Here is a 23,730-nt window from a genome sequence, read left to right on the forward strand (position 1 = left end):
TCGACGGCCGCGCCGGGGAGCCCGTGACACCGAGCCAGCCCGCGAACACGGGGCGAAACGGTCCAGTCCACTCTGGACGGGCCGTTGCCGGGGCGGGCCGGCTTCGAAGTCGGCCGGGACGAACGTCGCCGAAGCCGGTTCGGCGGGGCCGGCGCCGGGCGGCAGTTCCTGTTCGGCGACCTGAGTCGGCGGATGGTCGACCTCGAACCCCCGGAATCGTCGCGACGGGGCGCGGGACGCGAACGATTCGTGTCCGGCGTCGAAAATCGGATACTGGTCTATACCGGAATTGCCGCGCATCGGGCACGCTTCGCCGAACCGGCTCCGGTGCACCGCTTCGGCGCGGGCACGGGCAGGATCGGACGGTGGGTACCGTGGAGCCGGTGGTGGGTCAGGAGTTCCTCGGCGTGGTCGCCGAGCGGGCGTGCCGCGAGGGTATCGGAGAAGATGAGCGGCACGGCGGCGGGGCGCAAATGTACCGCTCGCGCGGCGGTGGCCGTGAAGGCGGTGTGGCCGGGGCGAGGCGCATTAGCGGGAAAACCGGCGAGGTTCGCGCGGTCGTGGTACCGATTCGATTTCGAGCATATCACGAAATTGAATCGGCGCCAAAACGACGAGCATTTCGGCGCCGTTGCGGTCACTCTGGACGCGGGCGAGCCGCTCGCCCGGGCGGCCATTGTGGACGCTTCAGGGTGTCGCGCGTGCCGGGCATGATTCGACAGGTTAGGGTCAGTCCGACCGTGTTCTGGAGAAGATGAGGAACGACGAATCATGGCGCAACGGGTGCAGGTCCAGATGGTGGACGACCTCGACGGCAGCGAGGCTTCGCAGACCGTCCCCTTCAGCCTCGACGGGGTGACGTACGAGATCGACCTGTCCGAGGAGAACGCCTCCGCGCTGCGGGACGAACTGGGTCGCTACGTCGCCGCCGCGCGGCGCATCGGCGGCCGCAAGGTCCGACTCGCGACCGGCCAGTCGCTGTCCGGCCCGTCCGGCTCGGGCACCGACCGCGAGCGCAACCGGCAGATCCGCGAGTGGGCGCAGGCGAACGGCTACGAGGTCGCCGAGCGTGGCCGCCTGTCCAGCGAGATCATCGCCGGCTTCGAGGCCGACCAGGCCGCGGCGGCCGAACCGGCCGAAGCCAAGCCGGCGCGCAAGCGAGCGACCCGCAAGAAGTCTTGAAAGCCGTGCCCGTGCCGGCGAAGCGGTGCCGGTAGGCGCAGCTTCGCCGGCCGGTCGCCGCTTGACCGTGCTCAGGTGGCGTTCGGTGTTCCCTTCGTGTCTCGCTGTCACGCAAGCGGTTCGATGTGGACCGGCTGTGCCGGTTCTCGGTGCCGCAAACCGGGCATCGCGCCATCCGGTGGCGGCGAAAGCTTGTCGGAAAGCGGTTTCGGTGGCCAGACTGTCAGTGCTCCGTGCGGCCGGTACCGCGGCGGAGCACCGGTCCGGTGGCCGCCTCCTCCCTCGATGGCCACCGGGCCGCCTCCCGTTTGCGGCGTGACAGCCGTCAACGACGCCGCGGCGTAACCGCCGCCCGGCCCCGGTTCGCGGCTCTTCGCTCCGCCATCCGGGCGCCGACACCTTCTTCCGGTAGACATCCACCGCCTCAAGAGCGCACACTCGGCCTACTCCATACTGCATACAATCTTCAGTTTGCTGGGAGGCGGTCGGCATGGCCGAGGTGCGCGAGCTTCGGGACGTCTACGGACGGCGGTACCGCGTCGGGGAGTCCGACCGGGAACTGCTCGGCCGCCCGCGGGCGTGGATCACCGCGCTTGCCGCCGCGGCCATGCTCGCCGCCGGGGTGCAGCAATACGGCTTCGGCGCGATCGTGCCGTCGCTGAGCCGGCTGCCCGGCTGGACGTCCGGCGGAATCGCCCTCACCCTCGCGGTGTGGGCGGTCTGCCAGGCCGGGGCCGCGTTCCCGGTGGCGTGGCTCCGCGACCGCGGCCTGCTCCCCGCCCCCGTGGCGATGGCGGCCGGTGCGGTTCTGTGCGCCGCCGGGCTCGTGACGCTCGGCCATGCGACCAGCCTGTCCGCCGTGTTCCTCGGCTACTCCGTGCTCGGCGGCCTCGGCACCGGGCTGGTGTACGCCACGTGCATCGGCGCGGTGCTGGCCTGGTTCCCGGACGGCACCGGCCCCCGCGCCGGCATCGTGAGCGGGGCGTTCGCCTACGGCAGCGTTCCCTTCGTCGTGCTCGCCGCCGCCCTGCCGGCCGCTCGCCCGGCGCTCTTGGACGTCACCGCCGCCGTCGTGCTCGTCGTCATCGCCGGGTGCGCCGCGCTGCTGCGGTACCCGCCGCGGCACTGGTGGCCCGCCACACCCGAACCCCGGGCCTGGGCGCTCGACCGGGCGCACAACCGGCGTCCCGCGGTCCGGCACTACCGGCCGGCGGAACTGTTCCGCTGCCGGACGACGCTCTCGCTGTACCTCGTCGTCGTGCTCGCGGCCGCCGTCCTGCTGTTCGACCTCGCCTACCTGGCGACGTTCACCGCCTCGCGCAGCGGGCCCGGGCTCGCCGCGGCCGCGCTGGCGTTGCTCGCCGCGGCGACCGGCAGCGGCCGTGTCCTCATCGGACGGCTCGCCGACCGGCTCGGCCGGCACCGGATCCTGCGGTTCGCCCTGCTCGCGGGCGGTGTCGCCCAGTTCGTGCTGTTCTACTCCGGGGCTCACCGGCACGCCGCCGGCCTGCTGCTGGGCGTCGCGCTGGCCGGCCTCGGCAACGGCTGCTGTTACACGCTGCTCGTCGGCCTGGTGCGCGAGTACTTCGGCGAGGAGTCGGCGGCGCAGAACTTCGGGATCCTCTACAGCGCGAAGGCCGTCGGTGCCGTGGTGGGGATCGCCCCGGCCACGCTCGTCGTGACGGCGCACGGGTTCGTCGGCGCCTTCACCGCGGCCGGCGTGCTGAGCCTGGCCGCGGCGGTGCTGTCCGGGCGGCTGACCCAGCCGGGCCGGCCCAAGTCGCTGCTGCCGGTGGCCTGACGTGGGGCGGATGACCAGCCGGCGGCGGGTGCTGCGCGTCCACGACGGCGAGCACACCACGCGGCCGGACACGCTGACCGTCGAGGAGCCCCTGGAGATCCGGGTCGCCGGGAAGCCGCTGACCATCACGATGCGGACGCCCGGCGACGACTTCGACCTCGCCGCCGGCTTCCTGGCCGGCGAAGGCGTGGTCCGCGCGGCGGCCGACATCCGGTCGATCCGCTACTGCGCGGGCGCCACGGCGGACGGCGGCAACACCTACAACGTCCTCGACGTCGTGCTCGCCGACGGCGTCGCCCCGCCGGACGCCTCGCTGGAGCGCAACTTCTACACGACGTCCTCGTGCGGCCTGTGCGGCAAGGCGAGCCTGGACGCCGTGCGCACGTCGGTCACCTGGCCGGTCGCCGGCGACCCGTTCGCGACCGACCCGGCGACCCTGGCCGGGCTGCCGGACGAACTCCGTGCGGCGCAACGGGTCTTCGACCGCACCGGCGGTCTCCACGCGGCGGGGCTGTTCGACGCCGACGGGAAGCTGCGGTGCCTGCGCGAGGACGTCGGCCGGCACAACGCGGTGGACAAGGTCGTCGGCTCGGCGACCCGCGACGGCGAGCTCCCGCTGTCCGGGACGGCGCTGATGGTGAGCGGCCGGGCGTCGTTCGAGCTGGTGCAGAAGGCGGCGATGGCCGGGATCCCGCTGCTGGCCGCGGTGTCGGCGCCGTCGTCGCTGGCGGTGGACCTGGCCGCCGAGCTGGGGCTGACGCTGGTCGGGTTCCTGCGCGGGACGTCGATGAACGTCTACACGCGACCGGACCGCCTGGGCCTTCAGCCGAGCTGAGCGAGCACGGCGGCGACGGCGGCGCCGGAGCCGGCCCGGTGCACGGCGGCGAGCCGCCAGGGTGCGGGCTGCTCGAACCGCCGCACGGTGAGGTCCGGAAACCGCGCGGCGGCGGCGGAGGGCAGAACGCAGGCGGCGAGTCCGGCCCGCACGAGCCCGGCGGCCACGGCGAGATCATCGACTTCCAGGGAAACTCGCCGCCGCGGAAAGGCGCGGTCGACGGCTTCGCGGATCGCCCAGCCCACCGGGAAGTCCACGAGGGACAGTTCGGAGAGATCGGCGGGGGCGGAGCGTGAACCGCCGGGCGCGGTGACGAGGACCAGTTCGCCGGCGGGGAGCGGGGTGGCGACCGGTTCGGCGGAGGCGGAGTTGCGGGGAGCGGGGAGATCGGCGGCTGTGGGGCAGCTTTCCGGGTCTGCCGCACCGCCGCCGGGGAGCAGCGTCAGCGCCACGTCCACAGTGGACTCCATTACTTCGCACCGCACCAGCTTCGGCCGCAGCTGGCGGACCTCCAGCGTCAGTCCCGGGTGCGTGTGCCGCAGCCGGGCCAGCGTCCGGTGCAGGTCCGCCAGCAAGCCCGGGCACACCCCGAGCCGGACCCGGCCGGTCACCGGGGACACCGCCGCCCGGGCGCGCTCGGCCGCCTCGAGGGCCGCCCGTGCCGCCGGGACGAACGCCTCGCCCGCCGGCGTCAGGACCACCCGGTGCGTCGTGCGGTGGAACAGCGGTGTGCCCAGGTCACGCTCCAGCGCCCGGACCACCGTGGACACCGTCGACTGCACCGTCCGCAGTCGCTGCGCGGCCGCCGTGAAGCCACCTTCCTCGGCGACCGCCACCACCACCGCCAGCTGGCGCAGCTCCATCACCGGGCGAGGACCTCGCGGGCCAGCGCCGCCGTCTCGCTCGGCGTGCGCCCGACCCGGATTCCCGCCGCTTCCAGAGCCGCCTTCTTCGCCGCGGCCGTTCCCGCCGAGCCCGACACGATCGCGCCCGCGTGGCCCATCGTCTTGCCTTCCGGGGCCGTGAAGCCCGCCACGTACCCGACGACCGGCTTCGACACGTTGGCGCGCACGAACTCCGCGGCCCGCTCTTCGGCGTCGCCCCCGATCTCGCCGATCAGCACGATCAGGTCGGTCTCCGGGTCCTTTTCGAACGCCTCGACCGCGTCGATGTGCGTGGTCCCGATGATCGGGTCGCCGCCGATGCCCACGCAGGTCGAGAACCCGATGTCCCGCAGCTCGTGCATGAGCTGGTAGGTCAGCGTGCCGGACTTCGACACCAGGCCGATCCGCCCCGGCCCGGTGATGTCGGCCGGGATGATCCCGGCGTTCGCCCGGCCGGGGGAGATGAGGCCCGGGCAGTTCGGGCCGATGATCCGGGTCCGCCCGCCGGCCGCGACGGCGTGCGCCCACAGCCGCGCGCTGTCGTGCACCGGGACGCCTTCGGTGATCACCACCGCGAGCCCGATCCCCGCGTCCACCGCCTCGACCACGGCGTCGGCGACGAACGGCGGCGGCACGAACAGCACGCAGACGTCGGCGCCGGCCGCCGCCATCGAGTCCGCGACACTGCCGAACACCGGCAGCGAACGACCGGAAAGCTCCACCTGCTGCCCGGCTTTGCGGGGGTTGACGCCGCCGACGACGTTCGTCCCGGCGGCCAGCATCCGCCGCGTGTGCTTGGCGCCTTCGGAGCCGGTGATGCCCGAAACGACGATCCGGCTGTTCTCGTCCAGGAAGATGGCCACGGCTCAGACCTCCGCGATCGCGAGCTTCGCCGCCTCGCGGGCGGCGTCGTCCATGGTGGCCACCACGGTGACCAGGGGATGGGCGGCTTCGGCGAGGATCCGCCGGCCTTCGGTGACGTTGTTCCCGTCGAGCCGGACCACCAGCGGCTTGGTGGCTCGCGCTCCCAGAACCTCGAGTGACCGCACGATCCCGGCCGCCACGGCGTCGCACGCGGTGATGCCGCCGAAGACGTTGACGAACACGCTGCGCACCTGCGGGTCGCCGAGGATCACGGTCAGCCCGTCGACCATCACCTGCGCCGACGCCCCGCCGCCGATGTCGAGGAAGTTCGCCGGCCCCCGCGCGCCCGCCTCGGCCGCGGCCGCCGCCACCACGTCCAAAGTGGACATCACCAGCCCGGCGCCGTTGCCGATCACGCCGACGTCGCCGTCGAGCTTGACGTAGTTGAGGCCCTTCGCGCGGGCCTCGCGCTCGACCGGATCGCCGTCCGGAGTGTCGTCGAAAGCCGCGGAACGGCGGAAGGAGGCGTTGTCGTCCAGGGTGATCTTGCCGTCCAGCGCGACGATTCCGGTCGCGGTGAGCGCCAGCGGATTGACCTCGACGAGCGTGCAGTCCTCGGCGGCGAACACCTCCCACAGCTTCTCCACGACTCCGGCGACTTCGGCCCGGACGTCGGCGGGGAACGCGGCCGCGACGGCCGTCGCGTCGACCCCGGCCAGCGGATCCACCGGCACCCGGACCAGGGCGTCCGGCCGGGTCGCCGCGACTTCTTCGATGTCCATGCCGCCTTCGGCCGACGCCATGGCGAGGAAGGTCCGCCCGGCGCGGTCGAGCAGGAACGAGAGGTAGTACTCGTCCGCGATCTCGCTCGCTTCGGTCACCAGGATGCGGTGCACGGTGTGGCCCTTGATGTCCATGCCGAGGATGTCGTCGGCGGCCTGCTCGGCGTCGTCGGCCGAGTGCACCACGCGGACGCCGCCTGCCTTGCCGCGACCGCCCGTCTTCACCTGGGCCTTGACCACCACCGGCCCGCCGAGGGCGGCCGCGGCGGACCGGGCCGCGGCCGGATCGGCGGCGACCCGGCCGCGGGGGACCGGTACGCCGTGCTTCTCGAAGAGATCGCGAGCTTCGTGTTCGAACAGGTCCATGGGGGAGCGTCCTTTCCGCGACGGGGCCGGGCGAAGGGCGTGGAGTGGTGGTCCGCGGGGCGGAGTTTCGAGTCCGGAAAAACCCTGCGGATGGCCCTGGACACGGGCTGCTTGAAGAGTGACTATATGCCTACCCCATACGGTATGCAATCTACAGTCTGCCGTGGAGGGGCCGCTGACCTCGGAACTCAGCCGATGGAAGAAGAGGCGACACGCACCGCCGGACCAGAGAAATCCGGTGGCCGACCAGAGGAGTTGAGCCATGGCGCTGACCACGACCGGCACCACCAAGGGGGAGAGTGCCGCAGCGACGAACGGCGCCGAGCCCGCGCCCGCGGAGATTTCCGGCGGCCACCTGGTGGCCAAGGCGCTGAAGGCCGAAGGGGTCGACACGATCTTCACCCTGTGCGGCGGCCACATCATCGACATCTACGACGGTTGCGTCGACGAAGGCATCGAGGTCATCGACGTCCGCCACGAGCAGGTCGCGGCGCACGCGGCCGACGGCTACGCGCGGATCACCGGCAAGCCCGGCTGCGCGGTGGTCACCGCCGGGCCGGGCACCACCGACGCCGTCACCGGGGTCGCGAACGCGCTGCGCGCCGAGAGCCCGATGCTGCTGATCGGCGGCCAGGGCGCGCTGACCCAGCACAAGATGGGGTCCCTGCAGGACCTCCCCCACGTGGACATGATGACGCCGATCACCAAATTCGCCGCCACCGTGCCGCACACCGCCCGCGTCGCCGACCTCGTCTCGATGGCCTTCCGCGAGGCCTACGCCGGCGCGCCCGGACCGTCCTTCCTGGAGATCCCGCGTGACGTCCTCGACGCACGCGTGCCGCTGGACCAGGCCCGCATTCCCGAAGCCGGCCGCTACCGGGCGTCGACGAAGAACGCGGGCGACCCCGCCGACGTCGAGAAGCTCGCCGACCTGCTGGTGCACGCCAAGAAGCCGGCCATCCTGCTCGGCAGCCAGGTCTGGACCACCCGGGCGACCGGGCCGGCGACCGAGCTCGTCCGGACGCTGAACATCCCGGCGTACATGAACGGCGCCGGCCGCGGCACGCTGCCGCCGGGCGACCCGCACCACTTCCAGCTCTCGCGCCGGTACGCGTTCGACAACGCCGACGTCATCGTCATCGTCGGCACCCCGTTCGACTTCCGGATGGGCTACGGCAAGCGGCTGTCGAAGGACGCCGCCGTCGTCCAGATCGACCTCGACTACCGCACGGTCGGCAAGAACCGCGACATCGACCTCGGCATCGTCGGCGACGCGGGCCAGGTTCTCGCCGCCGTCGCCGAGGCCGCGTCCGGCCGCACCGACAACGGCGCCGTCGGCCGCAAGGCGTGGCTCGAAGAACTCCAGGCCGTGGAGGAAAAGGCGAAGCAGAAGCGGCTGCCGCTGCAGCTCTCCGACGCGCGCCCGATCCACCCGTACCGGCTGGTCCACGAGATCAACGAGTTCCTCACCGAGGACTCGATCTACATCGGCGACGGCGGCGACATCGTCACCTTCTCCGGCCAGGTCGTGCAGCCCAAGTCGCCCGGCCACTGGATGGACCCCGGTCCACTCGGGACACTCGGCGTCGGCATCCCGTTCGTCCTGGCCGCGAAGCACGCGCGCCCGGACAAGGAAGTCGTGGCGCTCTTCGGCGACGGCGCCTTCAGCCTCACCGGCTGGGACTTCGAGACGCTCGTGCGGTTCGACCTGCCGTTCGTCGGGATCGTCGGCAACAACTCGTCGATGAACCAGATCCGCTACGGCCAGGCCGCGAAGTACGGCCTGCCGCGCGAGCGCGTCGGCAACACCCTCGGCGACGTCCGCTACGACGAGTTCGCGCGGATGCTCGGCGGCCACGGCGAGGAGGTCCGCGACCCGGCCGACATCGGGCCGGCGCTGCTGCGGGCGCGGGAGTCCGGCAAGCCGTCGCTGATCAACGTCTGGGTCGATCCCGACGTGTACGCCCCCGGAACCATGAACCAGACCATGTACAAGTGAGCGGAGGCCAAGGCATGGGCAAGGCACTGGAGGGCGTCCGCGTCCTCGACATGACGCACGTGCAATCCGGTCCGTCGTCGACGCAGCTGCTCGCCTGGCTCGGCGCGGACGTGATCAAGCTGGAAACCCCGGGCCGCGGCGATATCACCCGCGGGCAGCTGCGCGACCTGCCCGGCGTGGACAGTCTCTATTTCACGATGCTGAACGCCAACAAGCGCAGCATCACGCTCAACATGAAGAGCGCCGAGGGCAAGGAGGTCTTCGAGAAGCTCGTGTCCGGGGTGGACGTCCTGGTGGAGAACTTCGGCCCGGGCGTGGTCGACCGGTTCGGCTACCCGTGGGAGAAGCTGGCCGCGCTCAACCCGCGGCTGGTCTACGCCTCGATCAAGGGGTTCGGCCCCGGCCGCTACGCCGACTTCAAGGCCTACGAAGTGGTCGCGCAGGCCATGGGCGGCGCGATGAGCACCACCGGCTTCGAGGACGGCCCGCCGACGGCGACCGGTGCGCAGATCGGCGACTCCGGCACCGGCATCCACCTGGTGGCCGCCATCCTCGCCGCGCTGTACCAGCGGACCTCCACCGGCCGCGGCCAGCGCGTCCAGGTCGCCATGCAGGACGCCGTGCTCAACCTGTGCCGGGTCAAGCTGCGCGACCAGCAGCGACTGGCGCACGGTCCGCTGGGGGAGTACCCGAACGACCAGTTCGGCGACGAAGTCCCGCGCTCGGGCAACGCCTCCGGGGGTGGCCAGCCCGGCTGGGCGGTCAAGTGCGCGCCCGGCGGGCCGAACGACTACATCTACGTGATCGTCCAGCCACCCGGCTGGGCGCCGCTCGCGCGGCTGATCGGCAAGGCCGAGCTGGCCGACGACCCCGCGTGGGCCACGCCCGAGGTCCGGCTGTCCAAACTGGACAAGATGTTCGCGCTGGTCGAGGAGTGGACCGAAAAGCACACCAAGTGGGAAGTGATGGAAAAGCTCAACGCCTGCAACATCCCGTGCGGCCCGATCCTGTCCACGAAGGAACTGATCGAAGACGAGACCCTCGCCGAGCTCGGCTCGGTCGTCGAGGTCCCGCACCCCGAGCGCGGCACCTTCAAGACCGTCGGCTGCCCGCTCAAGCTGTCCGACTCGCCGGTGGAGATCGAACGGCCGCCGCTGCTCGGGGAGCACAACGACGAGGTACTGGCCGAGCTCGGCTACGGTGAGGCGGACCTCGACAAGTTCCGTGCGGCGGGGGTGATCTGACGTGGCGGATCGTGCGGCGGTCGAACAGATCCTCGAGCACGCGGCGGCCGAAGGCCGGTCGTCACTGACCGCGCCCGAGGGGCGTGCGGTGTGTGAGGCCTACGGTATCCCGACTCCCGCCGAACGGCTGGCCACCACGGCCGGCGAAGCAGTCACGCACGCCGAAGCCATCGGGCTACCCGTCGTGCTCAAGATCGTCTCGCCGGACATCCTGCACAAGACCGAGGCCGGCGGCGTCCTCGTCGGGGTGAAGGACGCCGAAGCGGTGAAGGCGGGCTTCGAGAAGATCGTCGAGAACGCGGAGGCGTACGACGCCGGCGCGAAGATCCTCGGCGTCCAGGTGCAGCAGATGCTCACCGAGGGCCAGGAGGTGATCATCGGCTCGGTCACCGACCCGACGTTCGGCAAGATCGTCGCGTTCGGGCTGGGCGGCATCCTGGTCGAGGTGCTCAAGGACGTCACGTTCCGGCTCGCGCCGGCGAGCACGGCGGAAGCGCTGTCGATGATCGACGGTATCCAGGCCGCCGAAGTCCTCCGCGGCGTCCGCGGTGCGGATCCGGTCGACCGCGACGCGCTGGCGGCCGTGATCACCGGGCTCGGGCAGCTGGTCGCGGACTTCCCGCAGCTGTCCGAAGTGGACCTCAACCCGGTGCTGGCCACGGCGGGCGGGGCCACCGCGGTCGACGTCCGGATCCTGGTCGACCCGGAGGCGGCGAAGGAGCCGGTGCGGTTCACCCAGGAGGAGATCCTCGCCTCGATGAACCGGATCATGAAACCGGCGTCGGTCGCGGTCATCGGCGCGTCGGCCGAAGCCGGGAAGATCGGCAACTCGGTGCTGAAGAACCTGGTCGACGGCGGTTACGCGGGGGAGATCCACCCGATCAACCCCAAGACAGCCGAGATCCTCGACCGCAAGGCCTACGCGAGCATCACCGACGTACCCGGCGACGTCGACGTCGCGGTCTTCGCCATCCCGGCGAAGTTCGTGCCCGCGGCCCTCGAAGAGGCCGGCCGGAAGGGCGTGGCCGGCGCGATCCTCATCCCGTCCGGCTTCGGCGAAACCGGCAACATCGAGCTGCAGGACGAGGTCGTCGCGATCGCCCGCAAGCACGGCGTACGCATCCTCGGACCCAACATCTACGGCTACTACTACACGCCGGAAAACCTGTCGGCGACCTTTTGCACACCGTATGACGTCAAAGGCGGTGTCGCCCTCTCGTCGCAGAGCGGTGGCATCGGGATGGCGATCCTCGGCTTCAGCCGGTCGGCGAAGATGGGGGTCTCCTCGATCGTCGGCGTCGGCAACAAGGCCGACATCGACGAAGACGACCTGCTCACCTTCTTCGAGCACGACGAGCACACCGAGCTCATCGCCATGCACCTCGAGGACCTCAAGGACGGGCGGGCGTTCGCGGAGACGGCGAAGCGGGTCTCGCGGCGGAAGCCGGTCGTGGTGCTCAAGGCCGGCCGGACGTCCCAGGGCGCCAAGGCGGCGAGCTCGCACACCGGCGCGCTGGCCGGCGACGACAAGGTCTACGACGACATCCTGCGCCAGAGCGGCGTGATCCGGGCGCCCGGGCTGAACGACATGCTCGAATACGCCCGCGGTATCCCGCTGCTGCCCACGCCGCGGGGCGAGAACGTCGTCATCATCACCGGCGCGGGTGGCTCGGGCGTGCTGCTGTCGGACGCCTGCGTCGACAACGGGCTCGACCTGATGGCGATCCCGCCGGACCTCGACACCGCGTTCCGGAAGTTCATCCCGCCCTTCGGCGCGGCCGGCAACCCCGTCGACATCACCGGCGGCGAGCCACCCTCGACCTACCGCAACACGATCGCGCTGGGCCTCGAGGACGATCGCATCCACGCCCTGATCCTGGGCTACTGGCACACCATCGTCACCCCGCCGATGGTGTTCGCGGAACTGGTCGCCGAGGTGGTCGCGGAGTACCGCGCCAAGGGGATCCACAAGCCTGTTGTCGCGTCCCTGTCCGGTGACGTCGAAGTCGAGGAGGCGAGCGACTACTTGTACGACCGCGGCGTCGTCGCGTACCCGTACACGACCGAGAAGCCCGTGGCGGTGCTCGGCGCGAAGTACCGCTGGGCGCGGGCCGCGGGCCTGCTTCCGAACCTGAGTCGACGCTGACGAAGGAGAACTCTCATGACCGCAGCTACGTACCAGGAGATCACTGACGAGAACGGACGGGTGTACCGGATAGGGGAGTCACCGCACGACATCATGGGGCGCTCCCGCAGTTTCATGGTCTGGCTGCCCTGGATCGCCATGATGGCGGTCAGCGTGTTCGAGTACGGCTGGGGCGCCGTCGAAGGCACCCTCGAGGAGAAGTACGGCTGGACGCTGTCCGACGCGTTCTGGCTGGCGAGCGTCTGGGCGGTGTTCCAGGCCGGGGTGGCGTTCCCGGCCGGCCGGCTCAGAGAGCGCAACGTCGTCTCGGCGAAGACGGCGATGCTGGCCGGCGCCGTGTGCAGCGGCATCGGCTACTTCACCATCGCGCACAGCGGGAACCTCACGCTGGCGTTCATCGGGTACTCGGTCCTCGGCGGCACCGGCGCCGGGCTCGTGTACGCGACCTGCATCAACATGGTCGGCAAGTGGTACCCGGAGAAGCGCGGCGCGCGCACCGGGTTCGTGAACGGCGGCTTCGCCTACGGCTCGGTGCCGTTCATCTACCTGTTCAGCGCGTTCCTCGGGCACGAGAACGTCACCGGGGTGCTGGACGGCATCGGCCTGTACATGCTGGTCGTCGTCGGCGTCTGCGGGTTCCTGTTCAAGGACCCGCCGAAGAGCTGGTGGCCGAAGGAGGTCGACCCGCTCACCTGGGCGAAGGGCAAGGTCGGCGTGCAGACCCTGGCCAAGAACCCGCCCGCGGTCCGCCAGTTCACGCCGGTGGAGGCGATCCGGACCGGCATGCTCCCGCTGATGTGGGTCTGCCTGGTGATCATCGGCGGGGTTTCCCTGTTCGGCATCAACTTCCAGGTGCCCTTCGCCAAGGAAAGTCACTTCGGCGCGTTCGTGGCGGCTTCGTCGGCCGGCGTGCTGGCGATCGTCAACGGCACGGGCCGCGCGGTCGTCGGCTGGGCGTCGGACAAGCTCGGCCGGCGCCAGACGCTGACGATCGTGCTCCTGATCGCCGCCGGCGCGCAGTTCGGCGTGCTGTACGCGGGGAACACGCACAACCTGGTGCTGTTCATGGTGTTCGCGTTCCTGACCGGCTTCGGCGGCGGCGCGTTCTACCCGCTGTTCGCCGCGCTCGTGCCGGACTACTTCGGCGAGAACAACAACGCGTCGAACTACGGCCTGGTCTACAGCGCGAAGCTGGTCGGCGGCGTCGGCGGCGGCGGGCTCGCCGCCGGGGTCATCAGCGCGTGGGGCTACACCGGCGCGTACGTCCTGGCCGGGTGCATCGCGGTGCTTTCGGCGGTGCTGACGCTGTTCCTGCGCCAGCCGGGCCGGCCGCGCCACCAGCTCGCCGAAACCGAGCTGGTGGCACGCCCGTCCGCCGCGGCGGGCGGCTGATCCGGTTACCTGCTCCCCGGTCCTGCCTCAATCAGGATCGGGGAGCCTCCGGACGTTCGTGGTAGGCCTGGCGGGTCCGTTCGGTGTGCTTGCCCATGATCTTCTCGGCCAGCTCCCCGTCCTCCATGGCGATCGCGGTGATCAGCTCCTCGTGCTCGTTCCACGCGTCCCGCCCGCGGGGCCGGGCGATCGGCGTGTAATACCACCGGACCCGGCGATCGACCAGGCCGATCAGCTCCGCCAGCACGGCGTTCCCCGACAGGTGGGTGATAAACGCGTGCAGGGCGGCGTTGGCGGCGACGAGACCTTCGGTGTCCTCGGCTTTGAGCGCCGTGAGCCCGGCTTTCTGCAGTTCCCAAAGCCGGTCGACGTCTTCCGCGGTCGCGTTGCCGGCGGCGAGCTTCGCGGAGTGCGTCTCCAGCACGCTGCGGACGCTCAGCAGCTGATCGGCCTCCTCATCGGTGGGCAGGTGCACGAAGGCGCCCTGCGCGGGGCGGAGGTCGACCCAGCCTTCGCTCTGCAGCCGCTGCAGCGCCTCCCGGACCGGCTGCCTGCTCACGCCGAGGTATTCGGCGAGGTCCGCCTCCACCAGGTGCTGCCCGGGTTCGAGGGTGCGGTTGATGATCAGCTCGGCGAGGGCCTCGTAGACGACCTGGCGCAGCGGGGCGGGCCGCTCGACCCGCTTGGCGGCGGTCGAGCTGAGCGAGCCCTTGGCCGTGCGGCGGCCGGTCGGGCCGCGGTCGGGCAGCGGGGAAGCGGGCTGGCTCACGGGACACCTCGAGTCGGAGAGGAAAGCGGTGATCTGCCTCCAGGATACAGGTTTTGGTATGCAAAATCCCACGACTCACCCGCTGGGGCCGGTTTTGGGTCGATGTGGCTCAGTCGCGGCCGATGGACGTGACCCGTGGTGCCTGAATTGTCGCTTTCAACTGCGCCGGCCGTGTGATCGCGGGGCCAAGACTGGTTTCGATAGTGGATCCAGGATACTGTATGCAATCACGCGCAGGACCAGGGAGGGACATCATGAAGGTGGCTGTTCTCGGGGCCGGGGCGATCGGCGCCTACGTCGGGGCCGCGCTGCACCGCGGCGGGACCGAGGTGCACCTGATCGCCCGCCGGGCCCACCTCGCGGCGATGCGCGAGCACGGCGTCCGCGTGCTGAGCCCCCGCGGTGACTTCACGGCCCGTCCCCACGTCACGGACGACCCCGCCGAGGTGGGCGAAGCCGACTTCGTGTTCCTCGGCCTGAAGGCCAACTCCTACGCTTCGTGCGGCGAGCTGCTCGCGCCGCTGCTCGGCCCGGAGACGGCGATCGTGGCCGCGCAGAACGGCATCCCGTGGTGGTACTTCCACGGCCTGCGGGGGCATCCGCTCGAAGGGCGGCGGGTCGAGACCGTCGACCCCGGCGGCTCGGTGACCGCGGTGCTGGAGCTGCACCGGGCGATCGGCTGCGTCGTCTACTGCTCGACGGTCATCGAGGAGCCGGGCGTCGTCCGGCACCTGGAGGGCACCCGGTTCTCCCTCGGCGAGCCCGGCGGCGAGATCTCGGCGCGCGCCAAGGTGCTCAGCGCGGCGATGATCGCCGGCGGGCTCAAGGCGCCGGTCGAACCCGACCTGCGCAACGACATCTGGATCAAGCTCATGGGCAACGTCGCCTTCAACCCGCTCTCGGCGCTGACCCGGGCCACCATGGCCCAGATGTGCGAGCACGAGGACACCCGCGAGCTCGTCGCCACGATGATGAGCGAGACCCTGGCCATCGCCCGGGCGGCCGGCGCCGACCCGGAGATCTCGGTCGAGAAGCGCATCGACGGCGCCCGGCGCGTCGGCCACCACAAGACGTCGATGCTGCAGGACCTGGAAGCGGGCAAGCCCCTCGAGATCGACGCGATCATCGGCGCGGTCGTCGAGCTGGCCGGCCTCACCGGCGTGCCCGCGCCGGCCCTGCGGTACGTCCACGCCGCCGTTTCCCTGCTCGACCACACCAGCAAAGTCCCCGTCGGGTCGCACTGACCGGAGGTCACCGTGAAGCGCAGGAACACCGAGCCGTACGTCCGGCTCACCCAGCCCCTGGTCCGCGATTCCGGCGTGCTGCGGCCGGCCACCTGGGCCGAAGCCCTCGACCGGGCCGCCGCCGGGATCCGCCGCACCCTGGCCGGAAAGGGGCCCGAGGCGTTCGGGATGTTCTCGTGCGCCCGCGCCACCAACGAGATGAACTTCGTCGCCCAGAAGTTCACCCGCGCGGTGATCGGCACGAACAACGTCGACTCGTGCAACCGCACCTGCCACGCACCGAGCGTCGCCGGCCTGGCGAGGGTGTTCGGCAGCGGCGGCGGCACGTCGTCCTACCAGGAGGTCGAGGACGCCGACGTCATCGTGATCTGGGGCGGCAACCCGCGCGAGGCGCACCCGATCTTCTTCCACCACGTGCTCAAGGCCGTCCACAAGGGAGCGAAGCTCTTCGTCGTCGACCCGCGACGGACCAGCACCGGGAGCTGGGCGCACCGGCAGCTGCAGCTCGAGGTCGGCACCGACATTCCCGTGGCCCACGCCATCGCGCGGGAAATCATCCACGCCGGACTCGTGAACACCACGTTCGTCGAGCGGGCCACCGAGGGGTTCGCCGAGTTCGCCGCGTCGGTCGAGCCGTGGACGCTCGAAGTCGCGGAGAAGACCACCGGTGTCCCGGCCGGGCTGATCCGCGAACTCGCCCACACCTACGCCCGCGCCGACCGCGCCCAGCTCTCGTGGACCCTCGGCATCACCGAGCACCACAACGGCACCGACAACGTGCTCGCGCTGATCAACCTGGCCCTGCTGGCCGGGCAGGTCGGCCGCTACGGCGCCGGGCTGAACCCGCTGCGCGGGCAGAACAACGTCCAGGGCGGCGGCGACATGGGTGCCATCCCGGACCGGCTCCCCGGCTTCCAGGACGTCCTCGACGCCGGCGTCCGCGCGAAGTTCGACAGCGCGTGGAGCTCGTCGATCCCGCCGCACCAGGGCCTCAACCTCACCCAGATGCTCGACGCGATGGACCGCGGCGAGCTGACCTGCGTGTACATCATCGGCGAAAACCCCGTGCAGTCCGAAGCGGACTGCGAGCACACGATCAAGCGGCTGGCCAACGTCGACCACCTGGTCGTCCAGGACATCTTCCTCACCAAGACCGCCCAGCTGGCCGACGTCGTGCTGCCGGCGACGGCGGCCTGGTGCGAGAGCGACGGCACCTTCACCAACTCCGAACGGCGGGTCCAGCGCGTCCGCAAGGCCCTCGAGCCGCCGGACGGCGCGCGGGACGACATCGAACTGCTGTCGGAGCTGGCCCGCCGGCTCGGCCACGACTGGCACTACACCGGCGGCGAAGAGGTCTGGGACGAGCTGCGGTCGCTGTCGCCGATGCACGCCGGGATGTCGTACGCGCGCCTGGAAGAGCTCGGCGGCATTCAATGGCCGTGCTACGCCGAGGACACCCTCGAGCCGACGTTCCTGCACGCCCGGCTGTGGGCCGGGGACCCGGCCGAACGCGGCCGGCCGGCGCCGTTCACGGTCATCGAGCACAGCCCGCCGGTCGACCTGCTCACCGAGGAGTTCCCGATCCGGCTCACCACCGGCCGGCGGCTGGACTCCTACAACACCGGCGTCCAGTCCGGCGGGTTCCCGTCCCCGCTGCGGCAGGGGGAGACCCTCGACCTCTGCCCCGAGGACGCCCGAGCGCTCGGCGTCGAGCCGGACGAGCTGGTCCGGATTTCGTCCCGGCGCGGCGAGATCGTCGCGCCCGTACGGCTGGACAAGGGGCTGAAGCCGGGGCTGGCGTTCATGACCTTCCACTTCCCGGACGAGGTCGACGTCAACGTCATCACCATCGAGGCGACCTGCCCGATCGCCGGGACCGCGGAGTACAAGGCGGCCGCCATCCGCGTCGCCAAGATCCCGGCCGAGGTCTGAAGTGGACCTCAAACTGCTGGACGCGATCGCGTCGCACGAAGAACGGGCGGCGGTCGCCGGATTCGCCGGCGGCGGCCGTGACCAGCTGCTGCCCGCCCTGCACGCTGTCAACGACCGGGTCGGCTGGATCAGCCAGGGCGCGCTGAACCTCATTTGCGAGACGCTGCACGTGCCGCCCGCCGACGCGTACGGCGTCGCGAGCTTCTACTCGCTGTTCGCCCTGGAGGAGCGCCCGGAGCGGGTGGTGCACGTGTGCACCGACCTGGCCTGCCGGCTCATCGGCGCGGAGACGGTGTGCGACGTCCTCACCGAGCACGTCGGCGCCGCGGGGAAGGCACGCGGCGGGGTCACGTGGCTGCGCAGCCCGTGCCTCGGCGTCTGCGAACGAGCCCCCGCGGCGCTGACGTTCCAGGCCGGCGACCCGGCGACGACCGAGCTGCTCGCGCCGGCGACCGGCGCCTCGGCCGTCCTCGCCGCGGGCCGGGCACCGGCGGCCGCCGAGGGCGCACCGCCGGTGATCCACCAAAAGGACGGGCTGCGGCTGCTGCGCCGGGTCGGCGTCGTCGATCCGTCCAGTTTGGACGATTATCGCGCGTCCGGCGGCTACACAGCCCTGCGGAACGCCCTGCGCGTGGGGCAGGCCGCGGTGATCCGCGAGGTCAGCGATTCCGGGCTGCTCGGCCGCGGCGGGGCGGCGTTCCCGACCGGGCGCAAGTGGGCGGCCGCGGCCGCCCAGCCCGCCGCGCCGCACTACCTGGTGTGCAACGCCGACGAGAGCGAACCCGGCACGTTCAAGGACCGGGTGCTGCTCGAAGGCGACCCGTTCGCCCTCGTCGAAGCGATGACGATCGCCGCGTTCGCGATCGGTGCCCGCCAGGGGTACGTCTACCTGCGTGGCGAGTACCCGCGGGCGCTGCGGCTGTTGCGGAACGCGCTGGACGTCTGCCGCGAGCGCGGGTTCCTCGGCGTGGACGTCATGGGGCACGAGGGTTTCTCGTTCGACATCGAGATCCGGCGCGGCGCGGGTGCGTACATCTGCGGCGAGGAGACCGCGATCTTCAACTCGATCGAGGGCTTCCGCGGCGAACCCCGGACGAAGCCGCCGTTCCCGGTCGAACAGGGCCTGTTCGGCAAGCCGACCGTGGTGAACAACGTCGAGACGCTGGTCAACGTGCCGCTGATCCTCACCGAAGGCGCGGCCGCGTACCGGGCCATCGGCACGGAGGCGTCGGCCGGGCCGAAGCTGTTCTGCCTGTCCGGCAACGTCGCACGGCCCGGTGTCTACGAGGTGCCGTTCGGGGCGACGCTGCGGGAGGTGCTCGCGCTGGCCGGGGGAGTGCCCGAGGGCCGATCGCTGCGCGCGGTGCTGCTGGGCGGGGCTGCCGGCGGGTTCGTCCGGCCGGACGAACTGGATCTGCCGCTGACGTTCGAGGACGCGCGGGCGGCGAAGACGACGCTCGGCTCGGGTGTCGTCCTGGTCTTGGACGACCTGGCCGACCTCGGCGGGTTCCTGCTGCGGATCGCGGAGTTCTTCCGCGACGAGTCGTGCGGCCAGTGCGTCCCCTGCCGGATCGGGACCGTACGGCAGGAGGAGGCGATCCGGCGGGTCCTCGCGGCCGGTTCGGAGGAGCGGCCGCTGCTGCGCGAGGTGGGCGGAGTCATGCGGGACTCGTCGATCTGCGGCCTCGGCCAGACCGCGTGGAACGCCATCGAATCGGCCATCGACCGGTTGGGAGCACTGCAATGACCAGCGACGACAGACGTTTTCCCGTGGAGGAGCCATGACCACTGTGGACATCGGGATTCCCAAGCGGCTGGTCGAGTTCACTGTGGACGGACAGGCGGTTCGGGTCCCGGAGGGCTCGACGATCCTCGACGCGTGTACGGCTGCGGACAAGGACATCCCGACGCTCTGCTACGGCGACACGCTCGAACCGGCGAACGCCTGCCGCGTCTGCATGGTCGAGGTGGCGGGCTCGCGGACGCTCGTGCCGTCGTGTTCGCGCAAGGCCGAGCCGGGGATGGTGGTCCACACCGATTCCGAGCGGACCCGGACCAGCCGCAAAGTGGTGCTGGAACTCCTGGCGTCGGCCACGGACCTGTCGACCACGCCGGGCGTCGCGGAGTGGATGGCTGAGACCGGCGCTGACCCGGACCGCTTCGGCCCCGACGCGGCGACGGTCGCCCAGCCGGCCCTGGTCGACAACGAGCTCTACGTCCGGGACTACGGGAAGTGCATCCTCTGCTACAAGTGCGTCGACGCGTGCGGTGAGCAGTGGCAGAACTCGTTCGCGATCACCGTGGCCGGCCGCGGCTTCGACGCCCGGATCTCGACGGAGTTCTCGAACCCGCTGCCGGACAGCGCGTGCGTGTACTGCGGCAACTGCGTCGAGGTCTGCCCGACCGGAGCGCTGAGCTTCAAGCGCGAGTACGACAAGCGCGAAGACGGCACGTGGGACGAGTCCCGCCAGACGGCGACGTCCACGATCTGCACGTTCTGCGGGGTCGGCTGCACCCTGACGCTGCACGTCCAGGACAACGAGATCGTGAAGGTGACCTCCCCGCACGAGAGCTCGGTGACGCACGGGAACCTCTGCATCAAGGGCCGCTTCGGCTGGCAGCACGTGCAGAACCGGTAGCGGCACCCGTTCACCCGGCCCGAAGGCGCCGCGGCTCGACGAGTCGCGGCGCCTTCGTCGTCCGGGCGTTGACCCCGGCGCAGGTCAGCGGTTATTCTCGATATGCGAAAGAAAAATTCCGGATAGCGAAATTCGAGGTCGCGATGCCTGAAGAGGGGCACTCCCTGCCGTACGTCGCCAACCTGTCGATCCTGTTCAAGGAGGTTCCGCTCCTCGAGCGCGCGGCCGCCGCGCGGGAGGCCGGGTTCACCGACGTCGAGTACTGGTGGCCGTTCGACACCGCGGTCCCCGCGCGCGACGAGGTGGACGCGTTCGTGCGGAGCCTCGACGGGGTTCGCCTGCGCGGGCTGAACTTCTACGCCGGGGACATGGCGGCGGGGGAGCGCGGCCTGGTCTCGTGGATCGGCCGCGAGGCCGAGTTCGCCGACAGCCTCGTCGTCGCCCTCGGGATCGCCGAACGCACCGGCTGCCGCAGCTTCAACGCGCTCTACGGCAACCGGCTCGACGGCGAAGACCCGGCCAAGCAGGACGACCTGGCCCGCGTGCACCTGGACAAGGCCGCCGGCGCCGCCGCGCGGATCGGGGCGCAGCTGGTCCTGGAGCCCCTCTCCGGGGCCGACCGCTATCCGCTCAAGACCGCCGCGGACGCCGTGGCCGTGCTCGACGACCTCGGGCGCGAAAACGTGCGGCTGCTGGCCGACCTCTACCACCTGGCAGTCAACGGAGACGACCTGGACACCCTGGTCACGGTGCACACACCGCGGATCGGGCACGTCCAGATCGCCGACGCGCCCGGCCGCCACCAGCCCGGCACCGGCGAGCTGGACCTCGACGGGTACCTCGCGAGGCTCCAGAACGCGGGTTACGCCGGGTTCGTCGGGATCGAGTACGTCCCGGAACCCGACACCGTCACGTCGCTGAGCTGGCTGCCGAAAACCCGAAGGGGACGAGCATGAAACTGGGATTCATCGGACTGGGCGTGATGGGCGCCCCGATGGCCGCGCACCTGGTCGCGGCCGGCCACGACGTCAGCGGCTACGACGTCGCCGCGGCCGCGGGGGAGAAGCTCGAAGCCGCGGGTGGGCGGGCGGCCCGCGACGTGGCCGACGCCGTGGCCGGCGCGGACGTCGTGATCACGATGCTGCCGAACCACCCGCAGGTCGAGGAGGTGGTGCTGGCCGCCGGTGGCGTCCTCGACACCGCCGGGCCCGGGACGCTCCTGATCGACATGAGCACCATCCGGCCGGAGACGTCGATCGCGATCGCCGAAGCCGCGCGGGGCAGGAAGATCCGCGTGCTCGACGCCCCCGTCTCGGGCGGGCAGGCCGGCGCCGAACAGGCGTCGCTGTCCATCATGGTCGGTGGCTCCGAAGAAGACTTCGCGGCAGCCAAGCCGGTGCTCGACGCGGTCGGCAAGACCGTCGTGCACGTCGGGCCGCACGGTGCCGGCCAGGTCGTCAAGGCCGCGAACCAGCTCGTCGTGGGCGGGATCTACGGGCTCGTGGCGGAGGCGATCGTGCTGCTCGAAGCGTCCGGAGTGGACGCGGCCACCGGTCTCGACGTGCTCGCCGGTGGCCTCGCCGGCAGCCGGATCCTCGAGCTCAAGCGGCAGTCCATGGTGGACCGCCGGTTCGCTCCCGGCTTCCGGATCGACCTGCACCACAAGGACATGGGGATCGCGCTGGCCGCCGCCCGGCAGGCCGACGTCGCGCTCCCGCTCACCGGGCTGGTCGCCCAGCTCGTCGCCGCCGGCCGTGCCATGGGGTACGGCTCCCTGGACCACTCGGCCTTGCTGAAGGTCGTCGAACAGTTGTCGGGCCGCGTCCCGGCGGAGGTGTGACATGCCCAGAATCCCCGCGATGCAGGCGGTCGTCGACGTCCTGGAAAGCGAAGGCGTCGACACCGTCTTCGGCTGCCCCGGCGCCGCGATCCTCCCGCTGTATAACGCCCTTCAAGGCCGGGCGATCGAGCACCTGATCGTCCGGCACGAAGAGGGCGCGACACACATGGCCGACGGCTGGGCGAGGACGAACGGCAACGTCGGCGTCGCCATCGGCACGTCCGGGCCGGCCGGGACGAACATGATCACCGGGCTCTACACCGCGCACGCGGACTCGATCCCGATGATCTGCATCACCGGCCAGGCGGCGACCACCAAACTGCACCAGGAGGCCTTCCAGGCCGTCGACATCGTCGAGATCGCCAAGCCGGTGACGAAGTGGGCGGTGCAGGTCAAGGAGGCTGCGCAGCTGCCGTGGATCTTCCGCGAGGCGTTCCGGATCGCGCGTTCCGGCCGCCCGGGTCCGGTGCTCATCGACCTGCCGATCGACGTCCAGAGACAGGACATCGAGTGGGACTCCTCGATCGACTCGCCGCTGCCGGTCACGGCCGTCAAGCCCGCGCCCGCGCGGGTCGAGCGGGCCCTCGAGATGCTCCTCCAAGCCGAGCGCCCGCTGATCCTGGCCGGTGGCGGGGTGGTCCTCGGCGAGGCCGGCGAGCAGCTGCGGGCCGCGGCCGAGCGGCTGGACGTCCCGGTGCAGGTGACGCTGATGGGCAAGGGCAGCTTCCCCGAGGACCACGAGCTGTTCGCCGGAATGGCCGGCATCCAGACCTCCCAGCGCTGGGCGAACGCGGCCTTCCTCGAGGCCGACCTCGTGCTCGCGCTGGGCGCCCGGTTCGGCGACCGGCACACCGGCGAGCTGTCGGTCTACCGCGGCGAGCGGAAGTTCATCCACGTCGACATCGAGCCCACCCAGCTGGGCAAGGTGTTCGGCCCCGACCTCGGGATCGTCTCGGACACGCGGGAGTTCCTCGACGCGCTGCTGACGGCCCTGGAGAAGCGCGAGGTTCCGGAGAGGCGGGACTGGGTCGTCCGGATCGCGGAGCTGAAGGAGGCGCTGCCCCGGCGGGACGACTTCGACAGCCTGCCGATCAAGGCGCCGCGGGTGTTCAAGGAGATCAACGAAACCTTCGGCGAAGACACCTACTTCGTCACCGCGATCGGGCTCTACCAGATCTGGTCGGGCCAGTTCCAGCAGGTGCACAAGCCGCGCCACTACCAGGTGTGCGGCCAGGCCGGCCCGCTCGGCTGGGAGATCCCGGCGGCGATCGGCGTCAAGAAGGCGCGTCCCGGAGCCGAGGTCGTCGGCGTGGTCGGCGACTACTCGTTCCAGTTCCTGGTCGAGGAGCTGGCCGTGGCCGCCCAGTACGACGTCGGGTTCGTGCTGATCATGCTGAACAACGAGTACCTCGGGCTCATCCGGCAGGCCGAGACCGGCTACGACATGAACTTCGAGGTCGACATCCACTACGACTCGATCGGCACGGACAACGTGAAGATCATGGAGGCCTACGGCTGCTCCGGCACCCGCGTGCACGAGCCGGGGGAGATCCGCACGTCCCTGGAATGGGCGCGCAAGGAAGCCGAGCGGACCAGCCGCCCGGTCCTGGTCGAGATCATGATCGAGCGCGAGGGCAACGCCGCCATGGGCGCCGCCCTCGACGCCGTGAAGGAGTTCGAGCTCGCCTGACGCTCGTGAGTGGTAAGGCGGGTTCTAACCCGCCTTACCACTCACGACCCTCCTGCGTGACCACGGCCGCCGTACGAGAGCTGACCTCTTACGGCGGCCTTTTCGCGCGCCTGGCCGGGCG

The 23,730-nt window shown here is 71.0% G+C and carries 19 protein-coding genes; 15 read left to right on the forward strand and 4 right to left on the reverse strand.

Annotated elements, in window-relative coordinates; all coding sequences use genetic code 11:
* Positions 1-84: 84 nt before the first annotated feature.
* The 4 genes from C2L58_RS49280 (at position 85) to fdhD (ending at position 3,818) form a co-directional block, all read left to right on the forward strand.
* On the forward strand, positions 85-714 hold the full coding sequence (locus C2L58_RS49280; RefSeq protein WP_158264144.1) for a hypothetical protein: 630 nt from the start codon (positions 85-87) through the stop codon (positions 712-714).
* Positions 715-771: 57 nt separating this feature from the next.
* Complete coding sequence (locus C2L58_RS20770) at positions 772-1,182, forward strand: histone-like nucleoid-structuring protein Lsr2 (RefSeq protein WP_103339250.1); 411 nt, start codon at positions 772-774, stop codon at positions 1,180-1,182.
* Positions 1,183-1,672: 490 nt separating this feature from the next.
* Entirely contained in the window at positions 1,673-2,983 is a 1,311-nt protein-coding gene (locus C2L58_RS20775; RefSeq protein WP_103339251.1) for an OFA family MFS transporter, read from the forward strand.
* A gap of 1 nt (position 2,984) precedes the next feature.
* On the forward strand, positions 2,985-3,818 hold the full coding sequence (gene fdhD / locus C2L58_RS20780; RefSeq protein ID WP_199191347.1) for a formate dehydrogenase accessory sulfurtransferase FdhD: 834 nt from the start codon (positions 2,985-2,987) through the stop codon (positions 3,816-3,818).
* Here the strand turns inward: fdhD and C2L58_RS20785 are convergent.
* The 3 genes from C2L58_RS20785 to sucC are packed head-to-tail and all read right to left on the reverse strand — an operon-like array spanning position 3,806 to position 6,714.
* Positions 3,806-4,681: a LysR family transcriptional regulator gene (locus C2L58_RS20785; protein ID WP_199191361.1), complete on the reverse strand. Its 876-nt coding sequence runs from the start codon at positions 4,679-4,681 to the stop codon at positions 3,806-3,808. The two genes, fdhD and C2L58_RS20785, sit on opposite strands and share 13 nt — an antisense overlap.
* Positions 4,681-5,565: a succinate--CoA ligase subunit alpha gene (gene sucD, locus C2L58_RS20790; protein WP_103339254.1), complete on the reverse strand. Its 885-nt coding sequence runs from the start codon at positions 5,563-5,565 to the stop codon at positions 4,681-4,683. Before sucD ends, C2L58_RS20785 begins: the two co-directional genes overlap by 1 nt.
* Positions 5,566-5,568: 3 nt before the next feature.
* Positions 5,569-6,714, reverse strand: coding sequence for an ADP-forming succinate--CoA ligase subunit beta (gene sucC / locus C2L58_RS20795; RefSeq protein ID WP_103339255.1), 1,146 nt, complete (start codon positions 6,712-6,714; stop codon positions 5,569-5,571).
* A 262-nt stretch (positions 6,715-6,976) separates the two neighbouring features.
* Between sucC and C2L58_RS20800 the strand changes: the two genes are divergently transcribed.
* From C2L58_RS20800 to C2L58_RS20815, 4 genes are read left to right on the forward strand one after another with little or no spacing between them, the layout of a single operon-like run.
* A complete protein-coding gene (locus C2L58_RS20800; protein WP_199191348.1) occupies positions 6,977-8,713 on the forward strand; it encodes a thiamine pyrophosphate-binding protein in 1,737 nt (578 codons plus the stop codon).
* Positions 8,714-8,727: 14 nt separating this feature from the next.
* Positions 8,728-9,957 carry a formyl-CoA transferase gene (gene frc, locus C2L58_RS20805; RefSeq protein ID WP_103339256.1) on the forward strand — a complete coding sequence of 410 codons (1,230 nt, stop codon included), beginning with the start codon at positions 8,728-8,730 and terminating at the stop codon, positions 9,955-9,957.
* 1 nt (position 9,958) lies between these two features.
* A complete protein-coding gene (locus C2L58_RS20810; protein WP_103339257.1) occupies positions 9,959-12,103 on the forward strand; it encodes an acetate--CoA ligase family protein in 2,145 nt (714 codons plus the stop codon).
* A gap of 15 nt (positions 12,104-12,118) precedes the next feature.
* Positions 12,119-13,495, forward strand: a complete 1,377-nt coding sequence (locus C2L58_RS20815; protein WP_103339258.1) for an OFA family MFS transporter — start codon at positions 12,119-12,121, stop codon at positions 13,493-13,495.
* 31 nt (positions 13,496-13,526) lie between these two features.
* Here C2L58_RS20815 and C2L58_RS20820 read toward each other — a convergent pair whose 3' ends face one another.
* Positions 13,527-14,264, reverse strand: a complete 738-nt coding sequence (locus tag C2L58_RS20820) for a GntR family transcriptional regulator (protein ID WP_103339259.1) — start codon at positions 14,262-14,264, stop codon at positions 13,527-13,529.
* Positions 14,265-14,518: 254 nt separating this feature from the next.
* Between C2L58_RS20820 and C2L58_RS20825 the strand changes: the two genes are divergently transcribed.
* The 7 genes from C2L58_RS20825 (at position 14,519) to gcl (ending at position 23,609) form a co-directional block, all read left to right on the forward strand.
* Positions 14,519-15,508: a 2-dehydropantoate 2-reductase gene (locus C2L58_RS20825; protein WP_103339260.1), complete on the forward strand. Its 990-nt coding sequence runs from the start codon at positions 14,519-14,521 to the stop codon at positions 15,506-15,508.
* Positions 15,509-15,520: 12 nt separating this feature from the next.
* Positions 15,521-17,440 (forward strand): molybdopterin oxidoreductase family protein, encoded by a 1,920-nt coding sequence (locus tag C2L58_RS20830; RefSeq protein WP_103339261.1) that lies wholly within the window; start codon positions 15,521-15,523, stop codon positions 17,438-17,440.
* Between the two features lies 1 nt (position 17,441).
* The gene (locus C2L58_RS20835; protein ID WP_103339262.1) at positions 17,442-19,187 is read left to right on the forward strand and encodes an NAD(P)H-dependent oxidoreductase subunit E; all 1,746 of its coding nucleotides are present in this window, start codon (positions 17,442-17,444) and stop codon (positions 19,185-19,187) included.
* Positions 19,188-19,221: 34 nt separating this feature from the next.
* Positions 19,222-20,079: a 2Fe-2S iron-sulfur cluster-binding protein gene (locus tag C2L58_RS20840; RefSeq protein ID WP_103339263.1), complete on the forward strand. Its 858-nt coding sequence runs from the start codon at positions 19,222-19,224 to the stop codon at positions 20,077-20,079.
* A 143-nt stretch (positions 20,080-20,222) separates the two neighbouring features.
* Positions 20,223-21,035 carry a hydroxypyruvate isomerase family protein gene (locus C2L58_RS20845; protein WP_103339264.1) on the forward strand — a complete coding sequence of 271 codons (813 nt, stop codon included), beginning with the start codon at positions 20,223-20,225 and terminating at the stop codon, positions 21,033-21,035.
* Positions 21,032-21,919, forward strand: a complete 888-nt coding sequence (locus C2L58_RS20850; RefSeq protein ID WP_103339265.1) for an NAD(P)-dependent oxidoreductase — start codon at positions 21,032-21,034, stop codon at positions 21,917-21,919. Before C2L58_RS20845 ends, C2L58_RS20850 begins: the two co-directional genes overlap by 4 nt.
* Position 21,920: 1 nt before the next feature.
* Positions 21,921-23,609: a glyoxylate carboligase gene (gene gcl, locus C2L58_RS20855; protein WP_103339266.1), complete on the forward strand. Its 1,689-nt coding sequence runs from the start codon at positions 21,921-21,923 to the stop codon at positions 23,607-23,609.
* Positions 23,610-23,730: the final 121 nt, after the last annotated feature.

Source organism: Amycolatopsis sp. CA-126428 (assembly GCF_002904335.1).
Taxonomy (GTDB): Bacteria; Actinomycetota; Actinomycetes; order Mycobacteriales; family Pseudonocardiaceae; genus Amycolatopsis.

Bases quoted from the DNA above. Each gene is read 5' to 3' on its own strand.
- C2L58_RS20770 (WP_103339250.1), top strand. From the start codon at position 772: ATGGCGCAACGGGTGCAGGTCCAGATGGTGGACGACCTCGACGGCAGC.
- C2L58_RS20775 (WP_103339251.1), top strand. From the start codon at position 1,673: ATGGCCGAGGTGCGCGAGCTTCGGGACGTCTACGGACGGCGGTACCGC.
- C2L58_RS20785 (WP_199191361.1), bottom strand. From the start codon at position 4,681: ATGGAGCTGCGCCAGCTGGCGGTGGTGGTGGCGGTCGCCGAGGAAGGT.
- sucC (WP_103339255.1), bottom strand. From the start codon at position 6,714: ATGGACCTGTTCGAACACGAAGCTCGCGATCTCTTCGAGAAGCACGGC.
- C2L58_RS20800 (WP_199191348.1), top strand. From the start codon at position 6,977: ATGGCGCTGACCACGACCGGCACCACCAAGGGGGAGAGTGCCGCAGCG.
- frc (WP_103339256.1), top strand. From the start codon at position 8,728: ATGGGCAAGGCACTGGAGGGCGTCCGCGTCCTCGACATGACGCACGTG.
- C2L58_RS20815 (WP_103339258.1), top strand. From the start codon at position 12,119: ATGACCGCAGCTACGTACCAGGAGATCACTGACGAGAACGGACGGGTG.
- C2L58_RS20825 (WP_103339260.1), top strand. From the start codon at position 14,519: ATGAAGGTGGCTGTTCTCGGGGCCGGGGCGATCGGCGCCTACGTCGGG.
- C2L58_RS20840 (WP_103339263.1), top strand. From the start codon at position 19,222: ATGACCACTGTGGACATCGGGATTCCCAAGCGGCTGGTCGAGTTCACT.
- C2L58_RS20845 (WP_103339264.1), top strand. From the start codon at position 20,223: ATGCCTGAAGAGGGGCACTCCCTGCCGTACGTCGCCAACCTGTCGATC.
- C2L58_RS20850 (WP_103339265.1), top strand. From the start codon at position 21,032: ATGAAACTGGGATTCATCGGACTGGGCGTGATGGGCGCCCCGATGGCC.
- gcl (WP_103339266.1), top strand. From the start codon at position 21,921: ATGCCCAGAATCCCCGCGATGCAGGCGGTCGTCGACGTCCTGGAAAGC.